At 69.4% G+C, this 20,426-nt stretch carries 20 protein-coding genes and 2 pseudogenes; 7 read left to right on the forward strand and 15 right to left on the reverse strand.

What is annotated here, in order from left to right; translation table 11 throughout:
- Positions 1 to 18 precede the first annotated feature (18 nt).
- Positions 19 to 981 (forward strand): MBL fold metallo-hydrolase, encoded by a 963-nt coding sequence (locus tag ABD324_RS22580; RefSeq protein WP_344420513.1) that lies wholly within the window; start codon positions 19 to 21, stop codon positions 979 to 981.
- Positions 982 to 1,029: 48 nt separating this feature from the next.
- Here the strand turns inward: ABD324_RS22580 and ABD324_RS22585 are convergent, their stop codons facing one another.
- A complete protein-coding gene (locus ABD324_RS22585; protein WP_344420516.1) occupies positions 1,030 to 1,758 on the reverse strand; it encodes an IS110 family transposase in 729 nt (242 codons plus the stop codon).
- Between the two features lies 1 nt (position 1,759).
- Between ABD324_RS22585 and ABD324_RS22590 the strand changes: the two are divergent.
- Positions 1,760 to 2,125, forward strand: a pseudogene (locus tag ABD324_RS22590) (transposase); the annotation flags it as partial.
- 117 nt (positions 2,126 to 2,242) lie between these two features.
- On the opposite strand, the gene urtE reads toward ABD324_RS22590, so the two are convergent.
- From urtE to ABD324_RS22625, 7 genes are read right to left on the reverse strand one after another with little or no spacing between them, the layout of a single operon-like run.
- Positions 2,243 to 2,935, reverse strand: coding sequence for an urea ABC transporter ATP-binding subunit UrtE (urtE, locus tag ABD324_RS22595; RefSeq protein WP_344420519.1), 693 nt, complete (start codon positions 2,933 to 2,935; stop codon positions 2,243 to 2,245).
- Complete coding sequence (urtD, locus tag ABD324_RS22600; RefSeq protein WP_344420522.1) at positions 2,928 to 3,743, reverse strand: urea ABC transporter ATP-binding protein UrtD; 816 nt, start codon at positions 3,741 to 3,743, stop codon at positions 2,928 to 2,930. Before urtD ends, urtE begins: the two co-directional genes overlap by 8 nt.
- Positions 3,740 to 4,852, reverse strand: coding sequence for an urea ABC transporter permease subunit UrtC (gene urtC / locus ABD324_RS22605; protein ID WP_344420525.1), 1,113 nt, complete (start codon positions 4,850 to 4,852; stop codon positions 3,740 to 3,742). Before urtC ends, urtD begins: the two co-directional genes overlap by 4 nt.
- A complete protein-coding gene (urtB, locus tag ABD324_RS22610) occupies positions 4,849 to 5,733 on the reverse strand; it encodes an urea ABC transporter permease subunit UrtB (protein WP_344420528.1) in 885 nt (294 codons plus the stop codon). Before urtB ends, urtC begins: the two co-directional genes overlap by 4 nt.
- Before the next feature lie 56 nt (positions 5,734 to 5,789).
- Entirely contained in the window at positions 5,790 to 7,040 is a 1,251-nt protein-coding gene (gene urtA, locus ABD324_RS22615; protein WP_344420531.1) for an urea ABC transporter substrate-binding protein, read from the reverse strand.
- A gap of 29 nt (positions 7,041 to 7,069) precedes the next feature.
- Positions 7,070 to 8,179, reverse strand: a complete 1,110-nt coding sequence (locus ABD324_RS22620) for an acetamidase/formamidase family protein (RefSeq protein WP_344420533.1) — start codon at positions 8,177 to 8,179, stop codon at positions 7,070 to 7,072.
- Positions 8,180 to 8,227: 48 nt separating this feature from the next.
- Positions 8,228 to 8,695: an antibiotic biosynthesis monooxygenase gene (locus ABD324_RS22625; protein WP_344420536.1), complete on the reverse strand. Its 468-nt coding sequence runs from the start codon at positions 8,693 to 8,695 to the stop codon at positions 8,228 to 8,230.
- Between the two features lie 254 nt (positions 8,696 to 8,949).
- On the opposite strand from ABD324_RS22625, the gene pdxR reads away from it, so the two are divergent.
- Positions 8,950 to 10,413 (forward strand): MocR-like pyridoxine biosynthesis transcription factor PdxR, encoded by a 1,464-nt coding sequence (gene pdxR, locus ABD324_RS22630; RefSeq protein ID WP_344420539.1) that lies wholly within the window; start codon positions 8,950 to 8,952, stop codon positions 10,411 to 10,413.
- A gap of 641 nt (positions 10,414 to 11,054) precedes the next feature.
- On the opposite strand, the gene ABD324_RS22635 is transcribed toward pdxR, so the two are convergent.
- Positions 11,055 to 11,858, reverse strand: a complete 804-nt coding sequence (locus ABD324_RS22635) for an alpha/beta fold hydrolase (RefSeq protein ID WP_344420542.1) — start codon at positions 11,856 to 11,858, stop codon at positions 11,055 to 11,057.
- A gap of 618 nt (positions 11,859 to 12,476) precedes the next feature.
- Entirely contained in the window at positions 12,477 to 13,013 is a 537-nt protein-coding gene (locus ABD324_RS22640; RefSeq protein WP_344420545.1) for a transposase, read from the reverse strand.
- A 48-nt stretch (positions 13,014 to 13,061) separates the two neighbouring features.
- Here ABD324_RS22640 and ABD324_RS22645 point away from each other — a divergent pair, with 48 nt between their 5' ends.
- The gene (locus ABD324_RS22645; protein WP_344421798.1) at positions 13,062 to 13,565 is read left to right on the forward strand and encodes an LLM class flavin-dependent oxidoreductase; all 504 of its coding nucleotides are present in this window, start codon (positions 13,062 to 13,064) and stop codon (positions 13,563 to 13,565) included.
- A 295-nt stretch (positions 13,566 to 13,860) separates the two neighbouring features.
- On the opposite strand, the gene ABD324_RS22650 is transcribed toward ABD324_RS22645, so the two are convergent.
- A complete protein-coding gene (locus ABD324_RS22650) occupies positions 13,861 to 14,247 on the reverse strand; it encodes an Rv3235 family protein (protein WP_344420548.1) in 387 nt (128 codons plus the stop codon).
- A 445-nt stretch (positions 14,248 to 14,692) separates the two neighbouring features.
- On the opposite strand from ABD324_RS22650, the pseudogene ABD324_RS22655 reads away from it, so the two are divergent.
- Positions 14,693 to 15,172 (forward strand): annotated as a pseudogene (locus tag ABD324_RS22655) (IS110 family transposase); the annotation flags it as partial.
- 508 nt (positions 15,173 to 15,680) lie between these two features.
- Positions 15,681 to 16,031 (forward strand): hypothetical protein, encoded by a 351-nt coding sequence (locus ABD324_RS22660; protein ID WP_344421801.1) that lies wholly within the window; start codon positions 15,681 to 15,683, stop codon positions 16,029 to 16,031.
- Between the two features lie 38 nt (positions 16,032 to 16,069).
- Here ABD324_RS22660 and ABD324_RS22665 read toward each other — a convergent pair whose 3' ends face one another.
- On the reverse strand, positions 16,070 to 16,636 hold the full coding sequence (locus ABD324_RS22665; RefSeq protein WP_344420551.1) for an Rv3235 family protein: 567 nt from the start codon (positions 16,634 to 16,636) through the stop codon (positions 16,070 to 16,072).
- A gap of 450 nt (positions 16,637 to 17,086) precedes the next feature.
- Here ABD324_RS22665 and ABD324_RS22670 point away from each other — a divergent pair, with 450 nt between their 5' ends.
- A complete protein-coding gene (locus ABD324_RS22670; RefSeq protein ID WP_344420553.1) occupies positions 17,087 to 17,950 on the forward strand; it encodes a TIGR02391 family protein in 864 nt (287 codons plus the stop codon).
- A gap of 55 nt (positions 17,951 to 18,005) precedes the next feature.
- Here the strand turns inward: ABD324_RS22670 and ABD324_RS22675 are convergent, their stop codons facing one another.
- The 3 genes from ABD324_RS22675 to ABD324_RS22685 form a co-directional block, all read right to left on the reverse strand.
- Positions 18,006 to 18,227 (reverse strand): hypothetical protein, encoded by a 222-nt coding sequence (locus ABD324_RS22675; RefSeq protein WP_344420554.1) that lies wholly within the window; start codon positions 18,225 to 18,227, stop codon positions 18,006 to 18,008.
- 10 nt (positions 18,228 to 18,237) lie between these two features.
- Positions 18,238 to 18,789 (reverse strand): hypothetical protein, encoded by a 552-nt coding sequence (locus ABD324_RS22680; RefSeq protein WP_344420556.1) that lies wholly within the window; start codon positions 18,787 to 18,789, stop codon positions 18,238 to 18,240.
- Between the two features lie 105 nt (positions 18,790 to 18,894).
- Complete coding sequence (locus ABD324_RS22685; RefSeq protein ID WP_344421866.1) at positions 18,895 to 20,370, reverse strand: P-loop NTPase family protein; 1,476 nt, start codon at positions 20,368 to 20,370, stop codon at positions 18,895 to 18,897.
- Positions 20,371 to 20,426: the final 56 nt, after the last annotated feature.

Below are 20,426 nucleotides of genomic sequence, written 5' to 3' on the forward strand. Positions count from 1 at the left end.
GGTGCAGGAGGACAAGAAATGGGAACTGCGGGAGAGTGCGACGCCGCGCGGATCACCGTACTGGATGAGAACTTCGTCGACATCCTGCTCACGGACTCACCCGGCACCACGCACTTCGGCATGGACCAGCAGTTCGACGTGAACTACGGCGAGATCCTCGCCGAGAACGGGATCTGTTTTCTCGTCGAGACGCTCCACGCCGGACGGTGGTCGCGGACGCTGTTCGACGCCGGCCTGACCTCGACGGCCGTCCTGCACAACGCCGCCGTGATGGGTGTCGACCTACAGACGCTCGACCACATCGTCATCAGCCACGGCCACCCGGACCACTTCGGCGGCCTGGAGGGGATCCTGGCCCACCGCGAGCGCGAGTCGACCGTGGTCATCCACCCGGACGCCTTCGACCCGCGGTACATCGTGAAGCCGCACAAGGTGCTCCCCTTCTTCAACCGCGGCCTGTCGCGCGCCGGCATCGAGCGGAACGGCGGGCGCCTGGTCGAGGCGAGGGAGCCACTGCCGCTCGCGCCGGGCGTCTTCAGCTCGGGCTCGATCCCCCGGTCCGCCGTATTCGAGCAGGAACCCCCGAAGGGACGCCTCTGCATCCACGACGGCGCCGTCCGTGAGGACGAGATCGACGACCACCAGATCATGGTGGTGGCGGTCAAGGACGTGGGTGCGATCGTGATGGACCCGTGCGGCCACGCCGGGGTCATCAGCTCGGTCCACTACGGCCTCGAGCTCTCCGGGGCCACCCGGCTGGCCGCGGTGCTCGGCGGCTTCCACACCGGGCACCCGCACGTGTCGAAGGCACGGGTCGACCGCACGGCCAACGAGCTCCTCGGCCTCGGGCCGACCATGATCGCCCCGATGCACTGCAGCGGCTTCCCGATGAAGGCCGCCGTGTACCAGCGCGACCCGAAGGTCTTCACCCAGGCGACCGCGGGCACGGTCCTGGAGTTCGGGGCCGTGCCGCAGAAGTAGGGAGCAGGCAGGAGCGCCAGAAGGCCCCTGGACGAGTCCGGCGGCCTTCTAACTGAACCGTCCTGGGTCTGCGAGAGGCTGAGGTTCAGGCCACCGCACCCTGTTGGGCGATGGGCTCGTCTTCCCCGAGCTGGCCGGGATGGGGCAGGCGCCGCCCAGCTTGGTCAGGGCGGCTTCGCTGCGGACGCGTTCGAGGTTGTCGCCGACCACGATCAGCAGTTCCGCTGCGGAGTCGGCGGCGATGCCGAAGTGGCTGGTGAGCGTGGGTGCGGCGCGGTCGGTGGGGGTGTCAAGGACGCGTTCGTGGCGGCGGGCTTCGTAGTCGAGGCTGCGGTGGCGGTCGGCGAGGGCGCGCAGGGTGTAGCGGGCGGCGTCTTCGGGTCCGTCCATGGCCCCGTAGCGCAGCGCTCGGCAGACGTCGAGGAGCTCGCGGTCGTTGAGAGGCTCGCGGGCCTCGCGTAGCTCGGCGGGCGCGTTCACCAAGACTGTCTTGAGTGTCAAGATCGCCTGGGTGCGGGCCTTGGTCGCGGTGTCCTTGGCGATCTTGACCTGGCGGATCATCTCGACGACGCCCTCGCCGGTCTTCCGGATGGCGGTGGCCGTGCCGGACAGCACGGAGCGGGCGGCGGTCTCGGCGTCGATGGTGTCGTCCTTGCCGCGCAGGTGGCGCACCGTGCGGTCACCCCGGTTGACCTCGATGATCTGGTAGCCGGCACGGCGCAGGAACGAGGCCAGTCCGGCGCCGTAGGAGCCGGTGCCCTCGATCCCGAACGCCACCGCAGCGCCGTCGTTGTCGACGGTGGTCGCGACCTACTACCTACCCGGCGTCTCGGCCCGGCGGATGGAGAAGCTCGTCGAGTCGTTGGGCATCACCAGCCTGTCGAAGTCGCATGTCTCGGTGATGGCCGCCGACCTTGGTGCTCAGGTCGAGCAGCTCCGGACACGCCCGCTCGACGCCGGGCCTGGCACGTTCCTCGCTGCCGGCACCCTATTGTTGAAGGTTCGCGAGGGCGAACGAGTCGTGAGGGTCATGCCCTGCTCGCGACCGGGGGTCAACACCAACGGACACCCGGAGATCCTCGGTCTGCACATGCCCTCCGCCGTGGAAGGCGGTTGGCTCGGGTTCTTCCGTGCGGTCTGTGCGGGCCAGCGGGATCGTCGCAGCCTCGGCGATCGGAGTTCGAAGCACCGGGAGGGAGCGCGTCGCGCGGGCCGGTACGGGCGCTGCGAGGTCGGGACCGCCACCCGGTGCATGTCGTGGTCAGATCGTCATCGCCGCCCGGACGGCGGTCTCGGCGCCGGCGCCGCCCTCACCGTGGCTGGTGATCCGGCCCGCCTCGAGTACGTGGTAGTGCTGGGCCGATGCGAGGGCGAAGTCGATGTGTTGCTCGACGAGAAGGACTCCGAGGCCGCCGCGTCGGGTCAGCTCGAGGATGGTGGCTTGGATCTCGGCGACCACGGTGGGGGAGATGCCCTCGGTGGGTTCGTCGAGGATGAGGACGCGCGGCTCGACGATGAGGGCCCGGGCGATGGCAAGCTGCTGGCGTTGGCCGCCCGAGAGCAGGCTCGCCCGCCGTCGGGCGGCGTCGCGCAGTGCCGGGAACAGGTCGAGGGCTTCGGCGAGCTTTGCCTTCCCACGACGCCGACCGTCGGCGACCACCTGCAGGTTCTCCAGGGTCGTGAGCTGACCGAAGGACTGTTGGCCCTGGGGTACGTAGGCCAGCCCGCAGGCGACGCGCGCGTGCGGGCGCAGACGGGTGATGTCCTGTCCGTCGAGCCGGATGGTGCCCTTCCGCGCGGGCAGCAGGCCCACCGCGGCCCGGAGCAGAGTGGTCTTGCCCGCTCCGTTGTGTCCCACGACGGCGACGACGCCGCCGTCGGGGACCTCGAGCGAGATGTCGTGGACGACCGGGGAGCGGCCGTAGCCGGTGTGGATGCCGGAGAGCTCAAGCACGGTCGTCGCCCTTCGCGGTGGCAGCCGGTGTCGCGGGTGTGCCGAGGTAGACCTCCTGGACGCGGGGGTTGGCCTGGACCTCGGCGATCGAGCCCTCGGCGAGGACCCGGCCCGCGGCGAGCACGGTGACGCTCGTGGCGAAACTGCGCATGAAGTCCATGTCGTGCTCCACGACCACGACGGTCCGTTCAGCGCCGATGCGTCGCAGCAGCCTGCCGGTCTCCTCCCGCTCGTCGTGGGTCATCCCGGCGACCGGCTCGTCGAGCAGGAGGACGTCGGCGTTCTGGACCAGGAGCATCCCGATCTCCAGCCACTGCTTGCGTCCGTGGGGCAGGATGCCCGCGGGTGTGTCCCGGAGGTCGGAGAGGCCGGTGGTGTCGAGTGCCGCCTCGATCTCGGGGGACACCTCTCGACGCCGGCGCAGCAACGTGAGCGCCGAGCGTCTTGCGCCCGCCGCGATGTCCAGGTTCTGGAGGACGCTGAGCTCCTCGAAGACACTCGCGGTCTGGAAGGTGCGACCGACGCCGAGCCTCGCGATCTGGTGGGCCTTCCGGCCGAGCAGCTCGACGCCGGACTTGCGGATCGAGCCGGTGGCGGGGACCAGGCCGGTGATGGCGTCGATGAGCGTCGTCTTTCCCGCTCCGTTGGGTCCGATGAGGAACCGCAGGTCGCCCTGCAGCAGGGTGAGGTCGACGCCGGTGGTGGCCTTGAACCCGTCGAAGTCGACGGTGAGCCCGCGGATCTCGAGGTACTCGCTGGTCATGCCGGCGTTCCCGCCGAGCCGGGGTTCGGTGGCGTTCGGGCTCATCGCGCCGGCTCCTGCTCGGCGACCGGCGCGGGCGCGACGGTGGGCGGGTCAGCCGGTGTGGGTGGGCCGGGCCGTCGGCGCCGCAGCAGCATGGCCAGGCCCGCCAGGCCGCCGGGGAGGAATCCGATGACCACGATGAACAGCGCGCCCTGCACGTAGGTCCAGCCGCCGGGGAACTGTTCCGACAGCGCGGTCTGGGCCCAGGCCACTCCGATCGCCCCGAGGACGGGTCCGAGCAGGGTGCTCCGCCCGCCGATCGCGACGCCGATGAGCAGGGCGATGGAGGCGACGACACCGACGTCGTTAGGGGAGACGATGCCGACGATGGGGACGAACAGGGCCCCGCCGACGCCGGCGAAGAACGCGGCGGTGACGTAGGCGACGACCTTCACGGTGGCGGGGTCGTAGCCGAGGAAGCGCACGCGCTCCTCCTGGTCCCGGACGGCGACGAGCAGCTCGCCGTAGCGGCTGTTGCGCAGCTGCCTGCTCAGTGCCACGGCGGCGAGCAGCACGGCCGAGGCGATGAAGAACAACATCTGCCGGTTGGCGGGGTCGTTGATCGTGAAGCCGAAGAAGGTGCGGAACCTGTTGAGCCCGTTGGACCCCCCGATCGTCTGCTTGCCGATGAGCAGGATGGCGAACGCCGCGGCGAGTGCCTGGCTGAGGATGGCGAAGTAGGTCCCCTTGACCCTCCGTCGGAAGACCCCCAGACCCAGGACGAGTGCGAGGAGTGGGGGCAGCAACAGGACCGCGAGGATCGTGACGACGGGAGAGGCGAGGGGAGCCCAGTAGGCCGGTAGCACGCGGATCCCCGCGATCTGCATGAAGTCCGGTACGGCGTCGCCACGCAGCTCGGCGTCGGCGATCTTGAGGTGCATCGCCATGAGGTAGGCGCCCAGGCCGAAGAACACGCCCTGGCCCAGGGTGAGCATCCCGCCCCGACCCCACGCCAGCCCGATCCCGACGGCGACGATCGCGTAGCAGACGAACTTCGCGAGCAGGCCGAGCCGGAAGCCCGACAGCGCCACGGGCGCGACCCCGAACAGCAGCACGGCGGCGAGACCGAACCCCAGCCACGGGGTCAGCCTGCTCCGGAGCAGGACCGTCATGCGAGGCTCCTCGTCCGGACCGTGAACAGGCCCTGCGGGCGGATCTGGAGGAAGATCACGATCACCACGAAGAGGATGACCTTGGCGACGGACGCCGTCGTGGAGAACTCGACGAAGGAGTTCAGCAGACCGAGCGCCGCCGCGGCGATCACGGCGCCCTTGATCTGGCCGAGCCCGCCGACCACGACCACCAGGAAGGCGTCGATGAGATAGGACTGGCCGATGGTCGGGCTGGTCGAGCCGATGAGGGTGAGCGCGACCCCGGCCACCCCGGCGAGGCCGGACCCGATGAAGAAGGTCGCCCGGTCGATCCGGCGGGTGGGGATCCCGGCGGTCTCGGCGAGGTCGCGGTTCTGCACCGTCGCCCGGATGCGGCGGCCCAGCGGCGTCGCCTTCAGCACGACAGCGAGGGCAACGACGCACACCACGGCGAGAGCCATCATGAACAGGCGGGCCTTCGGGATCACGGTGCCGAGCACCGCGACCCCGCCTGTCAGCCACCCCGGTGCGACGACGTTGACCGCGGGCGCCCCGAAGACGTCCCGGGCGAGCTGCTGGAGCACCAACCCCACACCGAAGGTGGCCAGCAGGGTGTCCAGCGACCGGTGGTACATGTGGCGGATGAGCAGGGTCTCGAGCGCGAGGCCCATGAGCCCGCCGAGCGCGAAGCCGGCGACCAGGGAGACGGGGAGGGACACCCCGGAGGCGGAGAAGACCTGCTGCGTGACGTAAGCCGTGTAGGACCCGGCCATCATGAGCTCGCCATGGGCCATGTTGATGACCCCCATCTGACCGAAGGTCAACGACAGCCCGAGTGCCGCGAGCAGCAGGATGGATCCGGTGCTCAGGCCGGTGAACGCCTGGCCGATGACGACATCCATCGTAGTCCTCCTTTCGTTTGTCTATGGTCGCCGGCGTCGCCGGACGAGGTGGCGGGTCAGCCGGTCTGCAGGCCCTTGGCCCACGGGTAGCTGGTCAGGAACGGGTCCGGTGCGACGACACCGGGGGACTGCCACTCCGTGCTGATCTGCCCGTCGGCCTGGATCACGCCGATCCGCGTCGTCTTGGTGATGTGGTGGTTCGTGCCGTCGACTGTGATCGTGCCCTCGGGCGCCTCGACGGTGACCCCGCCCGCGGCCTGCTGGATCGCGGCGGTGTCGAACGACTTGGCCTTCTCGACCATTGCCTTCCAGGCGTAGACCGCGGCGTAGGCGCCGGCCATCGAGTCCGCTGTGACGCGGTTCTGGCCGTACTTGGCCGTGAAGTCCGCGACGTACTTCTTGTTGGCCGGCGTGTCGACCGTCTCGAAGTAGGCGGCGGTCGTGGGCTGTCCCACCAGGTTCTGGGCGCCGATCGAGGCGACCTCCTGCTCGCCGACGACCATCGACATGACGGGCATGGTGGCTGCCTTGAGCCCCGCGCTGTTGTACTCGCGGAAGAACGAGGTCAGTGAGTCGCCGACCACGACGTTGAACACGGCGTCGGCACCCGCGGTGCGGATCTTGTTGACCACCGTGGAGAAGTCGGTGCCGCCGAGCGGCACGTAGTCCTCACCCTTGATCGTGATGCCGTTGGCGGCGGCATACGCCTTGACGATCGCGTTGGAGGTCCGGGGGAAGACGTAGTCGCTGCCGACCAGGTAGAGCGACCTGACGCCCTTCTGCTTGAGGTAGTCCAGCGCGGGGACGATCTGCTGGTTGGCGGTGGCGCCGGTGTAGAAGATGTTCTTCGACGCCTCGAGGCCCTCATACTGCTGGCCGTAGTACAGCAGTGCGTTGTCGTCCTCGAAGACGGGCAGCATGGCCTTGCGGCTGGCCGAGGTGTATCCGCCGAACGTGGCGGCGACGCAGTCGCTGGAAACCAACTTCTGCGCCTTCTCCGCGAAGACCGTCGGTTCGGACGCGCCGTCCTCGGTGATCAGCTGGAGCTGCTTGCCGAGGATGCCGCCGGAGGTGTTGATCTCGTCGACCGCCATCTTGACCGAGTCGTTGATCGGGACCTCGTTGAGGGCGGTCGAGCCCGAGAGCGAGTACACCGAGCCGACCTTCACGGTCGAACCCGAGGTGTCCACGCACGACGCCTTGGCGGCAGGTGTCGAGGTGTCGCCGGCCCGGTTGCCGCAGCCGGTGAGCAGGAGGGTCGCGGCGGCGATCACCGCGGGCAGTACGACCAGGTGTCGGGATCTCATGAGGTGTCCTTTCGGGGCGGGGTCGGCCATCAGCCGAAGATCATCTCGGGGAGCAGGGCGGAGACCACGAAGTTGGGGTAGTCGACGACGTTGGAGATCCGCAGGTCCACCGCGACGCTGCAGATCACGTAGGCCTGCTCGCGTGAGAAGCCACGCTCCTGCAGCAGGACGATCATGTTGCGTACCGCGTTCTTCGCGGCCAGGGTCAGGTTCTCGCTCTCGCTGTCCCCCTCCTCGTTGATGGGCATACCCATGACCCCGAGGAAGTGCTCGGGCGCGGCGATCCTGGGGTCGGTGTAGTAGCTCGTGCGGGAGAAGACCGGGCCGGCGAAGGTGCGCTTCTCGGCGAGCCCCTTGTGGACCGTGAACCGCACCACGGGGGTGCCGGCCATCTCGACCGCGGTGCAGCAGACCTCACCGTCGCCCTGGGCGAAGTGGGCGTCGCCGGTCGAGAACAGCGCTCCCTCGGCGAACACCGGCAGCATGAGCTTGGCGCCCTTGGTCAGCAGCTTGCAGTCCATGTTGCCGCCGTTCTCGCGCGGGGTCCACGTCCGGAGACCCTCCGCGCCGATGCCGCCCTGCGGCACGGCCGACACCGGGTCCTGCAGCAGGACGGCGCCCCCCGCCTCCTGGCACCGCTGGTCCCGCTCCACCCACTCCGCGAGCTTCCTGGCCGACGGCGCCACGCCGGTCAGGCCCATGAACGAGGCGCCGGGGATCCGCACGCCGGGCACCTGCTGCGACGTCGCGAAGCCGTCGGCGATGTCCCAGTGAGCGAGGAACGGGGTCGTGATCTCCTCCCGGAGGAAGCCCAGGTCCGGCACGATGCAGGTGAAGCCGTGCGGTTCCGGGACGATGTCCAGGAACTCCACCTCGAGCACGTCGCCGGGCTCTGCGCCCTTGACGAAGACCGGGCCCGTCAGGGGATGGATCCGGTTCGAGTCGAAGGTGGGCAGGTCGTCGATCGTGGTACCCGGTCCGAGCTGCCCGTCGACGCCGTCACGGCACTCGATGACGACCTCGTCGCCCTCTGCCACCTCGATGAGGGGCACGATGTCGGGATGGAAGCGGTTGTGACCGCTGTGGGGCTCGGCGGCGAGGGGGACCGAGCGATCGACGTGGAGCGTGTGGGTGGTCACGTGGCTGTTCTCCTTCGGGTTCGACGGGTCGGATCGAGCACGGTCGGATCAGGTGTCGGCGATGTCCTTGAAGACCGCGAAGCTCGAGGGCTGCTCGGTCAGGTACGGGAAGTGGAACCCGCACTTCGGGCACTGCTCGCGCAGCACCGCCTGCTCCTTCTGGAGCTCGTAGACCTTGTCCTGCAGCTCACCGCAGCACGGGCAGATGCGCAGCAGCCGGGTCCCCACCAACTCGAAGTTGGTGATGATGTCCTCCATGATCGCGCCGTTGGCGGCCCAGGCCTTGGCGTGGCGGTGGTAGGTGTCGGTGTGCCAGTCATAGAGGGCCTCCTTGCTGGCCCAGAAGCTGCACTCGTTGAACCAGGTCGGGTCGTCCGGGTGCTCCCACCAGGTGAGGTGCAGAAAGCCCGGCAGGTTCATCAGGTGGTGCCGGGTGTCGCCGAACACCACCTTGAACTTCTCATAGGCATCGGGGCTCGAGAACCGCACGCGCTGCATGCTCAGATAGATAGCCATCTGACAGACCTCTCCTGGTGGGAAAGACGCGTCAATTGCGTCAACGGGAATGGGGTGCAGCCGTTTCGGGGTGACTCTCCCCAAAGCTGTGAGCCAGAATCATGTCGCGAAAGCGAATTCATGGCCTACGCTTTGCTCAGGCTGTTGGCTCCCAACGTAGCGCCTGGAGCGGGAACCACCAGAGCCAATCTCGAAGCAGGTCAAGGAGCCACGTGTCATCCGAACGAAATCTCACGCCCCGTGGTGGTCCGGTCATGGGGGGTCGCGATCGGCCTGCCTACCTTGAGCTGTACGAGCAGCTCAGGGACCGGATCCTGCGAGGACAGTTGGCGGCGGGATCACGGCTCCCGCCCAGTCGGACCCTGGCTGCCGAGGCCGGTGTGTCCCGCAACACGGTCCTCGCGGCCTTCGACCAGTTGCAGTCCGAGGGGTACATCCGCGGCAGGCAGGGCTCGGGGACGTTCGTCGCGAAGGTGCTGCCGGAACAGCTATTAGGTGTGGAGGCGGCTCCGCCTCGCTCGCCGCTGAGCCTCAGCACCACGGCCAAACTCTCCGCGCGCGGTGAGCGGCTCACCCGAACCAGTCGGGTCCCACTTCCGTCGGTGCTGGGGAAACAGCCGCGGGGAACGGCATTCCTGATCGGCCTGCCCGCGCTCGACGCTTTTCCCTTCGACACCTGGAGCAAGCTGTACGCGCAGCGACTGCGGAACTCGGGTGCGCGCCTGATGACCTACGACGACGCGGCCGGGTACCGACCGCTACGGGAGGCCGTCGCCGGCTACATCGGCAACGTCCGCGGGGTGCACTGCTCCGCGGACCAGGTCGTGATCATGACGGGCTCGCAGCAGGCCCTGGAGTTCTGCGCGCGGATACTGCTCGACCCGGGTGACCCGGCCTGGATCGAGGATCCTGGCTACTTGGGCGCCCGAGCGGCGCTGGTGTCAGCGGGCGCCCGACTGATCCCGGTCCCGGTGGACGAGAGCGGGCTCGACGTCGCCGCGGGCATCGATCTCGAACCGTCCGCGCGGCTGGCCGTGGTGACCCCGTCGCACCAGTTCCCGCTCGGCCACGTGATGAGCCTCGAGCGTCGGCTCGCGCTCATCGACTGGGCGGCCCGCAACGAGGCCTGGATCGTCGAGGACGACTACGACAGCGAGTTCCGCTACGTCGGCAAGCCGCAGGCCGCGCTCAAGGCCGTCGACCCCTACCAGCGGGTGGTCTACGTCGGCACCTTCAGCAAGGTGCTCTTCCCGGGGCTGCGACTCGGGTTCGTGGTGGTCCCGCCCGACCTCGTCGACGCGTTCGTCGCCGCCCACCTCAGCACGGACATGCACGCCCACCTGATGGACCAGGCCGTCGTCGCTGACTTCATTGAGCAAGGGCACCTGGCACGGCACATGCGCCGGATGCGGATGATGCACGCCGAGCGGCTCCAGGCGCTCGTCCGCGAGGCGGAGCGCCTCGGCGACACGATCGAGATCAGACCGTCCGAGGGCGGGCTACACCTCGTCGGACGCCTCCCGGACAACTCCGACGACGTCGCGATCGCGAAGGCCGCCGTGCGCAAGGGGGTCCACGTGTGGCCGCTCTCCACGCACCGGCTCACGCCCGGGACCGACTCGGCCCTGCTCCTCGGGTATGCGGGGACGACACCGGACGACATGCAGTTCGGGATCGATGTGCTCGCCGGGGTGCTGAAGGGGCGGTCGGGATCCTGAGCCGGCCCACCTGCCGCGCGGTGCGCCGACGACCGCGATCGTCGCAGTCGCCGACAGATGCGGGGTGTGCACCTGAGCTGATCAGCTCGACCGGCGGGCCAGATGGAGGACCCGGGTGGGGCCGCGCTGTGCGTCGGGGCGTTATAGGCCCGACTCAGCACAGCACCTGGAGAAAGGCGAGGCGTTCTGGACCGCGCCGGTTGCCGGGAACGGCGTCGCTTCGGAGCCAAGTCCGCTGGCGTGGTGTGTGACGACGGCCGCGTGATCTGTGAGTGTGTCCGGTGGGAAGCGCTTAGGCTCGACGGCGGTAAGCCGCCCCAGCGTGTCGGGACTATCCGGACAAGCCGGGGCGGTTCAAAGCCCCCGCCCAGCCAGCCTTAACACGATTGGGTCGAGCACCGCCGCCCTGAACTCCGGCAACTTCTCAACGAGGGACCGTAACATCTGAAGTCCATCGCGGGGATGTACGAAGCCAGGGACGCGCTTCTTGCCTCGCCACCTGCAGCAACGCGTCGAGATCAGCACCGTCCAAAGAACCGGCGCAGCGACAAGAGCTGCGCCGCGATGACGGTACCGGCGCGTTGGCGCCCCCATGGATGAGCCGGGCCGGGGGCCTCCTCGGGTCCAATGGAGCTGCGCCCTCACATGGGTGCGACCGCAGAATCCGCGAACGCAACGTTCCTTACGATTGCAGCGGTTCCCCGAGGGTCCTCACGGAGGAAGAAGTGCCCACCAAGGTCGACCGGGACGATATCGAGCCGATCGGACAACGACGCCGCGACTTCGCTGTCGAGGAACGCCGATGCCGCTATGACCGAGATCGGCACATCGACCTGGCCGAGCTGGACGTCACGATCCCATTCGAGGAGCGACCGCCACGAACCCAGAGCGTGCGGAACCGAGGTCCTTCCCAGGTCCTCCGCGATCCGCGCCCGGAGCACCGGGTCCGAGCGATCAACGGAGTAGCGATTGACGACACCCGTCACTGTGCCGCGGAAGTCAGCGGCAATGGTGTCCAGAACGCCGGCGATAGACTCCTCGCTCTGCCGGGGATAAAACTCCTGGTACGTGAGTGAGTCGATACAGACCACACGCTTCACAGCCGTCAGGGCAGCGGCCTCCACACAAACCGCGCCGCCCATGCTATGTCCCACGAGGATTACGTCCGCCCACCCGAGTTCGCCGACCAGCGCCGAGACGACCTCGCCGAACTCCGGAATGGTCCAGTCGGTCCGCGCGCTCGCTGATTCCCCCTGACCGGGCAGGTCGAGCGTCGCGCTCGAGAAATCCTCGAACGATTCGACCATGGGGAACCAGTCGCCTCGGGAACAGCACCAACCCGGTACGAAGACGATCCCGGATGCTCCGGGGGCCTCTCTCACGTCGTACCGGACAGTTGCCCCACCCCATTCCGTGGCAACCGACCGGAACCCTGGCGTGGACATTGGAACCTCCGTTGGTCGACCGAGTCCCCCGACGACCTGTCTACCTCGGACGGAGAAGGGGGTCAATCGTGTGATATCAAGGCCGGGCGCGTGATAGTCGGCCGAGGCACCGGGAGTCCAGCTGGTCGGCGGCCCAGTACAGGCACGACCCACGTGGCCACGGGGAATGACCGACGAACCGCTCTGTCGCAAAAGCGGTGTGAGCTTGACCCCGTTCGCAGGACACTGGCGGTGTGGGGTCAGCGATCTTGGTCAGGTGGGGTGTGGAACGCTTCGAAGTCTGCTGGGGACAGCATTCTGATGCTGGAATGACGTCGTAGCGGGTTGTACCAACACTGTGAGCTGCTGCTCCACCCGGACCTCGCGGCGCAGGAAGTCGACGTGCTGGAGCTCCAATGCGAGCGCCTCACCGTGCCGGAGAGCAAGGCCGACGCCATACACGAGCGCCTGGTACCGCTTGGGCAACGCCGCTCTACTGCGTCGTAGTCATCGACGTGCTCTCCCGCAGCGTCGGCTGGCCCATCGACGACAACGTGCGCACCGAACTCGTCGTCGACGCCCTCGGCATGGCCATCCTCCGGCGACAGCCGGAACGACAGTGAGATGCTTCTATGACTGTCAAGTGGTCATCGGGGATATCTGGGTGGCGGCGAGGAGCCGGAAGAGTTCGCGGCTGATGTAGCGCTTGAGGATGCGGATGATCTCGCGTTTGGTGGCGCCCTCGGCTGCGCGGCGGGCTCGGTAGGCGCGGGTGCGGGGGTCGTGACCGAGACTGGTCAGGGCGATGGTGTAGAGCGCTCGGTTGAGTCGGCGATCACCACCCCGGTTGAGGCGGTGGCGGCGGGTGTTTCCGGACGAGGCTTGCAGCGGAGCGACTCCGGCGAGGGCGGCGAACGCGGCCTCGGAACGCACTCGTCCGGGATGCGACCAGGCCTGCAGCACGACGGCAGCGACAACAGGCCCGACACCGCGGACCTCGAGCAGCTGGGGGGCTTGGGCGCTGACGGCGGCGGTGAGCGCGGCGTGGTTGGTGGCCAGCTCGGTGTCGAGAGCACGGACCCGGCGAGCCAGGCGGATCGCCTCGCCGCGACAGACCGCCCGAGCTGTGGCGGTGCCAGCGGTGGTGGTGCGCCAGCTCGCGATCGTGGTGATCATCGCCGCGGAGAGTGCTCGGCGGGCGTCGACTCCGAGGTTGACGAGGCGATCTCCCTGCTCCGGGCACTGTGGACAGGCGAGCCGATCACGGTGGACGGTGCGGAGTTCGCCACCCGGGAGGCCCGGATCGACCCGCCCGCGGAGCACCCGATCCCGATCTGGCTCGGCTCGTACGGGCCGCGGGCGCTGGCGCTCACCGGTCGTCGGGCGGACGGCTGGCTGCCGTCGCTGGGCAGGCTCACCCTCGCCGAGGCGAGCGCGCGACGCGAGGTCGTGCGCGCCGCGGCCGCGGAGGCGGGCCGCGACCCGGACGACGTGACGTGCGCCTGCAACATCGCGATCCGGGTCAGGCCCGGGGCCGAGCCCTCCCCCGGCGTCCTCACGGGCACCGTCGACGAGGTGGTCGCCCAGACCCTCGAGGTGGTGGCCGCCGGGTTCACCGTGCTGTTGGTGCACTCGCTCACCGAGGCCGACCAGGAGCTCCTCGCCGCCGAGGTGCTCCCGGCCGTGCGGGCGGCGGCCGTCGAACGGGGGTTTGCCCGGCTGCCTTGACGGCTCAGCGCTCGACCGGCGGCAGCTCCAGGGACGTCCACCCGGTCCGACCCGCGCACCACGACGTCCTCGACAGCGACACGGTGCCGCACGACGGCACCCTGGCCGACCGCGGCGGCGCCGAACGCGGCGACGGCCTGGTCCGCGTGGACCCGCCCGGACCGGTCCGGCTGGTAGAGCACCCGCCCCTCGAACACCCGTCTCGACCAGAGCCGGCTGTCGTCCGGGAGGCTCGGCACCGGCACGGAGGTCGCCGCGGCGGCCGTCTTCCTCGCAGGCGACGGGAGCTCGTCCATCAACGGGCACGTCCTCGAGCACATTCCCGCGCGGAGTCCGGGCCCGCCGACCAGGCAACCTCCAGGACCCCATCGTGCGGCTGCACCGCACGGACACTCAGCAGCCGAGCCCCACCGTGCGAACCGGTGACCTCCGCCGGGACTGCCCGCAAGTAGCGCAGCACCCGCGGGTGCACCAGGTCCCCGACCTGCCGCGGTGGACGACGCTGGTCGAGCACATCCACCAGCATCGCCACCGTCCGCGCCGCTATCCCCAACGCGACCCGGTCCGGCACCACGTCGACCACCGGCTCGCCCTCCGGCAGCGCGGCAGGAATCCCCAAGACCAGGTGGTGCCCGCACTCCCAGCACGGCTCCAGCAGATCGTACCCGTCCCAGACGTACACGCGGCTCGGCGCCAGCCCGAGAGCCTTCCGGAGAAACGTCCTGCGTGATCTCCTCGTCATCGTGGGTGATGGCCATCGCGGCCTCCCGGTCGGGTCGACAGCCAGCGCGCCACTCGGAGCAGCTCGATCGGTGGGGCTGGCTGTGGGGCGCGGTGCGAAGCGCCCGCCCTTTCCCCGCGCCCGACTCCGCCCGGCCAGGCTCGCGGTCACTGCAGGAAGAGTGGGACCTCCCGGATCCGAGGGGGATCTGGTGCGCATCCCGGACCGTCGGGCCATCGCCCAGGCTCGCGTGGCCTTGCAGGTCCGCCTTGACAATGCGAGGCCCGACGGGACGGGGCGTGCTGACCGGCGATGGGGTTGTGCGCCATGAGCGCTCCAGTGACCGACCGGCAGCCGCGCCCACTCGGGAACGCTCCCCGCACGCCGAACGGAGTGATCGACACCGATGCACGACCATGGACAGACACAGACCGACAATAGCGGCCCCGAGCAGGCAGCGAGCTCGGACGGGCGGCCGGTCCGGTGGGCCGGAGTGGACTGGTCGTGGTCCGAGCACACCGTGTGCGTCATCGACGACACCAGCGCCGCCCTTGAGCGGTTCACCGTCGGCCACACCGCCGCCGGCCTGCGCAGGCTCGTCACCACGCTGCACCGCCACGGTGGCACCGGTGTCGCGATCGAACGCGGCGACGGCCCGGTAGTCGCCGCGCTGCTCCAAGCCGCCCTGACCGTGTTCCTGATCGTTCCGCAGCAGGTCACCGCCCTGCGCAGCCGCTACAGCGTGGCCCGCAACAAGGACGACCGGTTCGACGCCTACCTGCTCGCCGACGTACTGCGCACCGACCGCCGCCGGCTGACCCCGCTCAAGACCGACACCGACGCCACCATCGGGCTGCGGATGCTGGTCCGCGCCCGCGCCGACCTGGTCAAGGCCCGCGTCGTGGCGCACAACCAGCTCCGCGCGCACCTGCAGCTCGCCCACCCAGGAGTGGTCGGGCTGTTCCACCAGCTCGACGGCAAGATCTCCTTGGCGTTCCTGACCCGCTTCCCCACCCCGCGCCACGCCCGCTGGCTCTCCGAGAAGCGCCTGGGCGCGTGGCTGAAGGCCGAGCGCTACACCCGCCCGAACACCCGCACCCCCGCGCAGCTGTTCGACCACCTCACCGGCGCCCCGGCCGGACACGTCGACGGCCCGGCCACCGACGCGGGCGAGGTGATCACGTTGCAGCTCGTCGCGTTGCTGACCAGCCTGCAGGAGCGGATCAAGACCGTCGAGACCCACATCGAGCAGGCACTCGCCGCGCATGCGGACGCGGCGGTGTTCACCAGCCTGACCCGGTCGGGGAAGGTCCGCGCCGCCTCGATGCTGGCCGAGATCGGCGACTCCCGCGGGCCGCTACCCCACAGACGACGCCCTGGCCGCCGCAGCCGGGATCTCGCCCTCGACCAGGGCGTCGGGGCGCGCGCACTACGTGGCGTTCCGCAGAGGCTGCAACTACAAGCTGCGCCAGGCCATCGTGAACTTCGCCGACGCCAGCCGCGCCGCGCATCCCTGGGCTCAGGACGTCTACGCCCGCGCCCGGGGACGCGGTCACAACCACGCCCATGCCGTCCGGATCCTGGGCCGGGCCTGGCTGCGGATCATCTGGCGCTGCTGGACCGACCACGTCGCCTACGACCCCGTCCAGCACGCCGCCGCGGTCGCGGCGAGACAGTCCAGAGACCAGCACCCCACCGACACCGCCACGCCCGAAGCCGTCACACCCGAGGCCGCGGTGGCCTGAAAGCCGGGCGAGGCCCCGGGGCCTCGCCCGGCCGTCCATCACAGGATCCGCACCGTCTCACACACCCAGGAGTCCACCCCGGGCAGAGCGAATGACGCCGCCATCGCCCGACGCCGCCCCGCCAGTCGCAGCGACGCGGCGACCTCGACCGCGCCCTCATGCGGCTGACGCGGATGCACCGACAACAACCGCGCTCCCCCACACGACCCGTCCCGACCGGCCGGGACCGCGGCGAGATAGCGCAGCACTCGCGACGCCACCAGCCCCGTGACCTGGCGGGCCGGGCGGCGCCCATCGAGCAACTCGACCAGCAGCGTGAGTGTCCACGCCGCGGCCAACAACGCCGACCGGTCCGGGCGCAGGTCCGCCACCACCGGACCCACCGGCGACGCGGCCGGCTCGTCGAGGTGCTCCCAGTGCCCACAATTCGGGCACGGCTCCAACAGCTCGGTGTTGTCCCACACCACCGTCTGCAGCCGCGGCAGCCGCAGCTGCTCCCGCAACGCATCCCGCGTCAACGCGGCACGACCCGCCACCACCGCCTCACCGAGCACGTCGCGGCTGGTCTCGGTGGTGATCTCGGGCGCGGTCTGGGTGACGGTCATGGCGGCCTCCGCTGCGGCGGAGCCGGCCCTGTCGGCCCGACGTGAGGCGCACCGACACGGTCGAAGAGGCTCGCGGTCCACGGGCGGCCCACAGGGCCGTCGCCGCAGGCGATGCGCAGCGAAGCGGAGCACCCTTGACCGGGAGACGACCGTGTTAACGCCAGGGCCGACAGGCCCACGCCTGCAGGGCGCCCACCAGCACTTTCACGTCCAGCGCGGCCTTGAGCGCCTACCTAACCGAGCACCCGTCGAAGCCAACTTCCGGCCCGGAGGTTGACTTGGGGTTGTCACGGGCAGCCCGCAGGGTCGTCAGCGCCAGCGGATGCCGAAGGCACCCTTGAACTTGAGACCGGGCGGAGTAAGCGGCCCCACCTGAAGACTCCGCCCGGCACCAGCCGGATGACGGTCGCGAAGCGACCCCTGCCCGGTGGACATCGTGGGCGAGGTTGAATGTCAGACGTGGAAGCCCGCCGCAACCCCGCCTACCTGAAGCAGCTCATCCAAGAGGTCGAGGACTTCGAGCGCGCATACCGAGGATGGCTCACCCATCACCTCATCACGGACTCTGAGAAGCTGATCCCAGGCGTCGTGCCGGGTGTGAGCCCAGCGGTCATGCGCCGTGATGGAGCAGATCCCGCCCTCGTGGAAGCGGCCGCGGAGAAGGTCGGCCACGCAGCAGGCCGGATCGCACACGTCGCTCCGATGACCGGGGTGATGATCGGCGTCGCGGGAGTCGGCCAGGTCGATCCGTTCGTCAACGCCCTCTATGTGTCTCGGCCGAAACCGGTCCTCGAGCCTCGGGACGTCCTCGGCGCCTGCGCCTCCGCGCGAGGTCGTCTCGAAGGGCTGCTCGGCCTGGCCGAGGCCGACTCACCGCCGACCGTCGATCCGGCGAGCCTGCATCCCATCGTGTGGGGTGCAGCGGGCGCCCTCTGGAGGGACGGGTACCGACGTCGCGCCGTGTCCGCAGCCGCGGAGGCCCTGACGGCCGCAGTAAAGGCAAGGCTTGACCGCTACGACGCGTCGGACACCGCCATCTGGCAGGAGTCGCTGTCCAACAACCCTCCGGCGGGCGGGAAGGCGCGGCTGCGGTGGCCCGGAGATCCGACGAACCTCACGGTCAAGTCCATCCAGGATGGGCTACGGCAGTTCGCGCCTGGGGCACAGATGTTGATCAGAAACCCCGCAACGCACCTCGACGAGGAGCCCGCAGAGCAGGTCGCGCTCGAGCAGCTCTGCACGTTGAGCTTGCTGGCGCGCATGGTCGATTCCTGCATCCTCGACGAGGCCCCGGAGCCCGAGTCGACGGGCTAGGCCGCGTCGGTCCCGGGCGTCCTACAAATGGCAGCCTCGCCGATGTCGAACGCCCTCATCGCCAGAGAGTGGACCCGATCCGGGACGGACGCATCAGCTCGTACTCCATGATCAAGAAGTCCCGCAGGTTGGAGCGATACAGCGCGGCCTTCTCCTTAGCCTCCAGCGCATCGAGGAGGGAGAGCCCCGCGATCTCGGTCCCCTCCAGAATCTCGAGCTCGACGACGTCGACAACCTCCAAGGGAGCCACGTCCGGCCCGGCGAGCAGACCCGCCACTCGCGCCCGCTCACGGAGCATGGTCAACGTGACGGGATTGACCGGGAAACCCTCTGTCATGACCAGAACCGGGTAGTAGCGCCACGGCCTCGGGTCGGGCGCTACCCCGGTCAGGACCGCCTCTCGTTCGCGGAGGCGCTCGCAGCTGGTCGACCTTGGCCATGAGCTTTAGCAGGTCCTCGTCGAGCCGGATCGCCGACCCGCTCGTCGCCGAGTGCCGGCTCAACCTCGTCGTCGTGACCTCGAGCAACGCCCATCGAGGACCGTCGTCGAGGGTCAGGTCGCAGACACGGCGGCCACCCGAGCTCGGGTCGGTCGCCGCGGCAAGATCGTTCTCGTCGAACATGCGCAGGCCGTGCCGCTCAGCCTGCACTGCCAGCGTCTCTCGGGTGTATCGCTCGCTGACGTGCTCGAGACAGGACTTGATCTTCCTCAGCCGCTTCCCGGGTGCACCCGCGGTCCGGAGGCCTTCCTCAACGTCATAGAGCGGAAGCCACCCGAAGAACCTCTGGAGCAGCCACCGCGGCCGAACGAGCAACAGGTCGTCGCCGAAGTCGACCACCGGGAAGCGCTCCAGGTGCTCGAACTGCCACTCGCTCGACGCCTCATCGCTGCGCGCCCAGGCCCGCAGGTCAGCCGGTCCCCGAGCGACGAGACCCAGGATGCGCTAGGCCGTACCCGCCTCCTCAAGAGCCAGATCGATGAGGACGTGCCGTGGGACCGTGACGTGCCCGGCGATAGCGGCCAGGTACAGGATCGCGCCGACTGCGACGAAGTCGTCCAGCCTCACCCCGACAGCGGAACGGAACTCTCCGGGGAGGTCGACGATCCGCTGCTGCCCGGCAAGCTGCGCCGGGTACTCCCGCCAGCACTGGAAGAACCTCCCCACCATGTGATGGACATCGAGCTGGCGGTGGAAATGGTGCGCGGCGACCACCGCCTGTGCGAGGAAACCCGGCATCCCGGCGTCGACGACGTCCCCGCCGGACCGGTCATCGGCATCCTCGCGGCGCCCCAGGTCATCGGCCGACCCGAGCAGCGCCACGAGCGGATCGCCAGGAGATGCGGAGGGAAGCAGCATGTCTCCGCTACTCAGAGCCGCACACTTCATCATGGTGAGCAGGACCTGAGGCGCCACGAGCATCCGGCTCCCGTCGGCGATCAGACTGCGCACCCTCCGCCATCCCGCGGCGGTGAACCTCGGACGGAGATGATCGTCGAGATCGTGCACGCCAGCCCGGGGGTCGTCGAAGATCCGCAGCAGGTCGGCACAGAACGCAAGCGCGTCCCGCAAGGGCAGCCTGCGTAGATGGTGGACAGTGGTCAGGGCCGAGATTTCTTCCCCGAGCACGTCCAGACCGCGAAGGTAAGTCTTCACGCTGTCGATGGGCTGCGGTGGACGCGCGAGGCGCTCAGGGACCATCAGGCCCGTCGGCCTCGTCGCGTAGACAGCGCTGACGAGCGGGATGACCGAGTTGGGGAAGTACCGCGTCCCCGAACTCAGGACAGCCAGAAACCGATCATCAAGGCCGGGAGGTAGCGGCTCGAGCGGACCGGTACCGCTCGAGCCGCCCGGCGCGGGCAGCTCGAACACATGTTCATGATGACACCGAGGGTCGAGAGGATTTTCCTCGGCCCGGCCGACTACCGGATGGACTCCACTCGTGTCGCAGCAGCCGCAGAAGAAGCTCAGAGCCGCCTGTGCGACTGTCTGTTCCACAGCGCCGCGTAGTGCCCGCCCCAGGGCCCGCAGCTCTGTGTGCGAGCCCTGGTCCACGACCCGCCCGTGTTCCAGGACGACGAGGCGGTCTATGCCCGCGACCGGCGATAGCTGGTGCGCGACGACCACGAAGGTGCGGCCGGCCATCATCCGCCAGAGCGCAGCCTGGATCTGAACGCTCTCCGCGTCCAGCACGCTCGTAGTCTCGTCGAGCAGCAGGATCGGCGCGTCCCGCAGGATCGCGCGGGCGATCGCGAGGCGCTGCGCCCGAGAGCTCCACCCCGCGCTCGCCGACGAGCCTGCCGAAACCCTGGGGAGGCGTCGACGAACTCGGGGACGTGCGCGGCGTCGGCCGCGGATCTCGGCCTCGGTCGCGGTGGGGCGGCCGAAGGCCGTGTTCTCGCCGAGCTTGCGGTGGAACATCATCGGGTCCTGCGCACAAGGGCGATTTGGGTGCGCAGGTCGGCGTGAGCGCGGCG

This window comes from Pseudonocardia ailaonensis (assembly GCF_039531635.1).
Taxonomy (GTDB): Bacteria; Actinomycetota; Actinomycetes; order Mycobacteriales; family Pseudonocardiaceae; genus Pseudonocardia; species Pseudonocardia ailaonensis.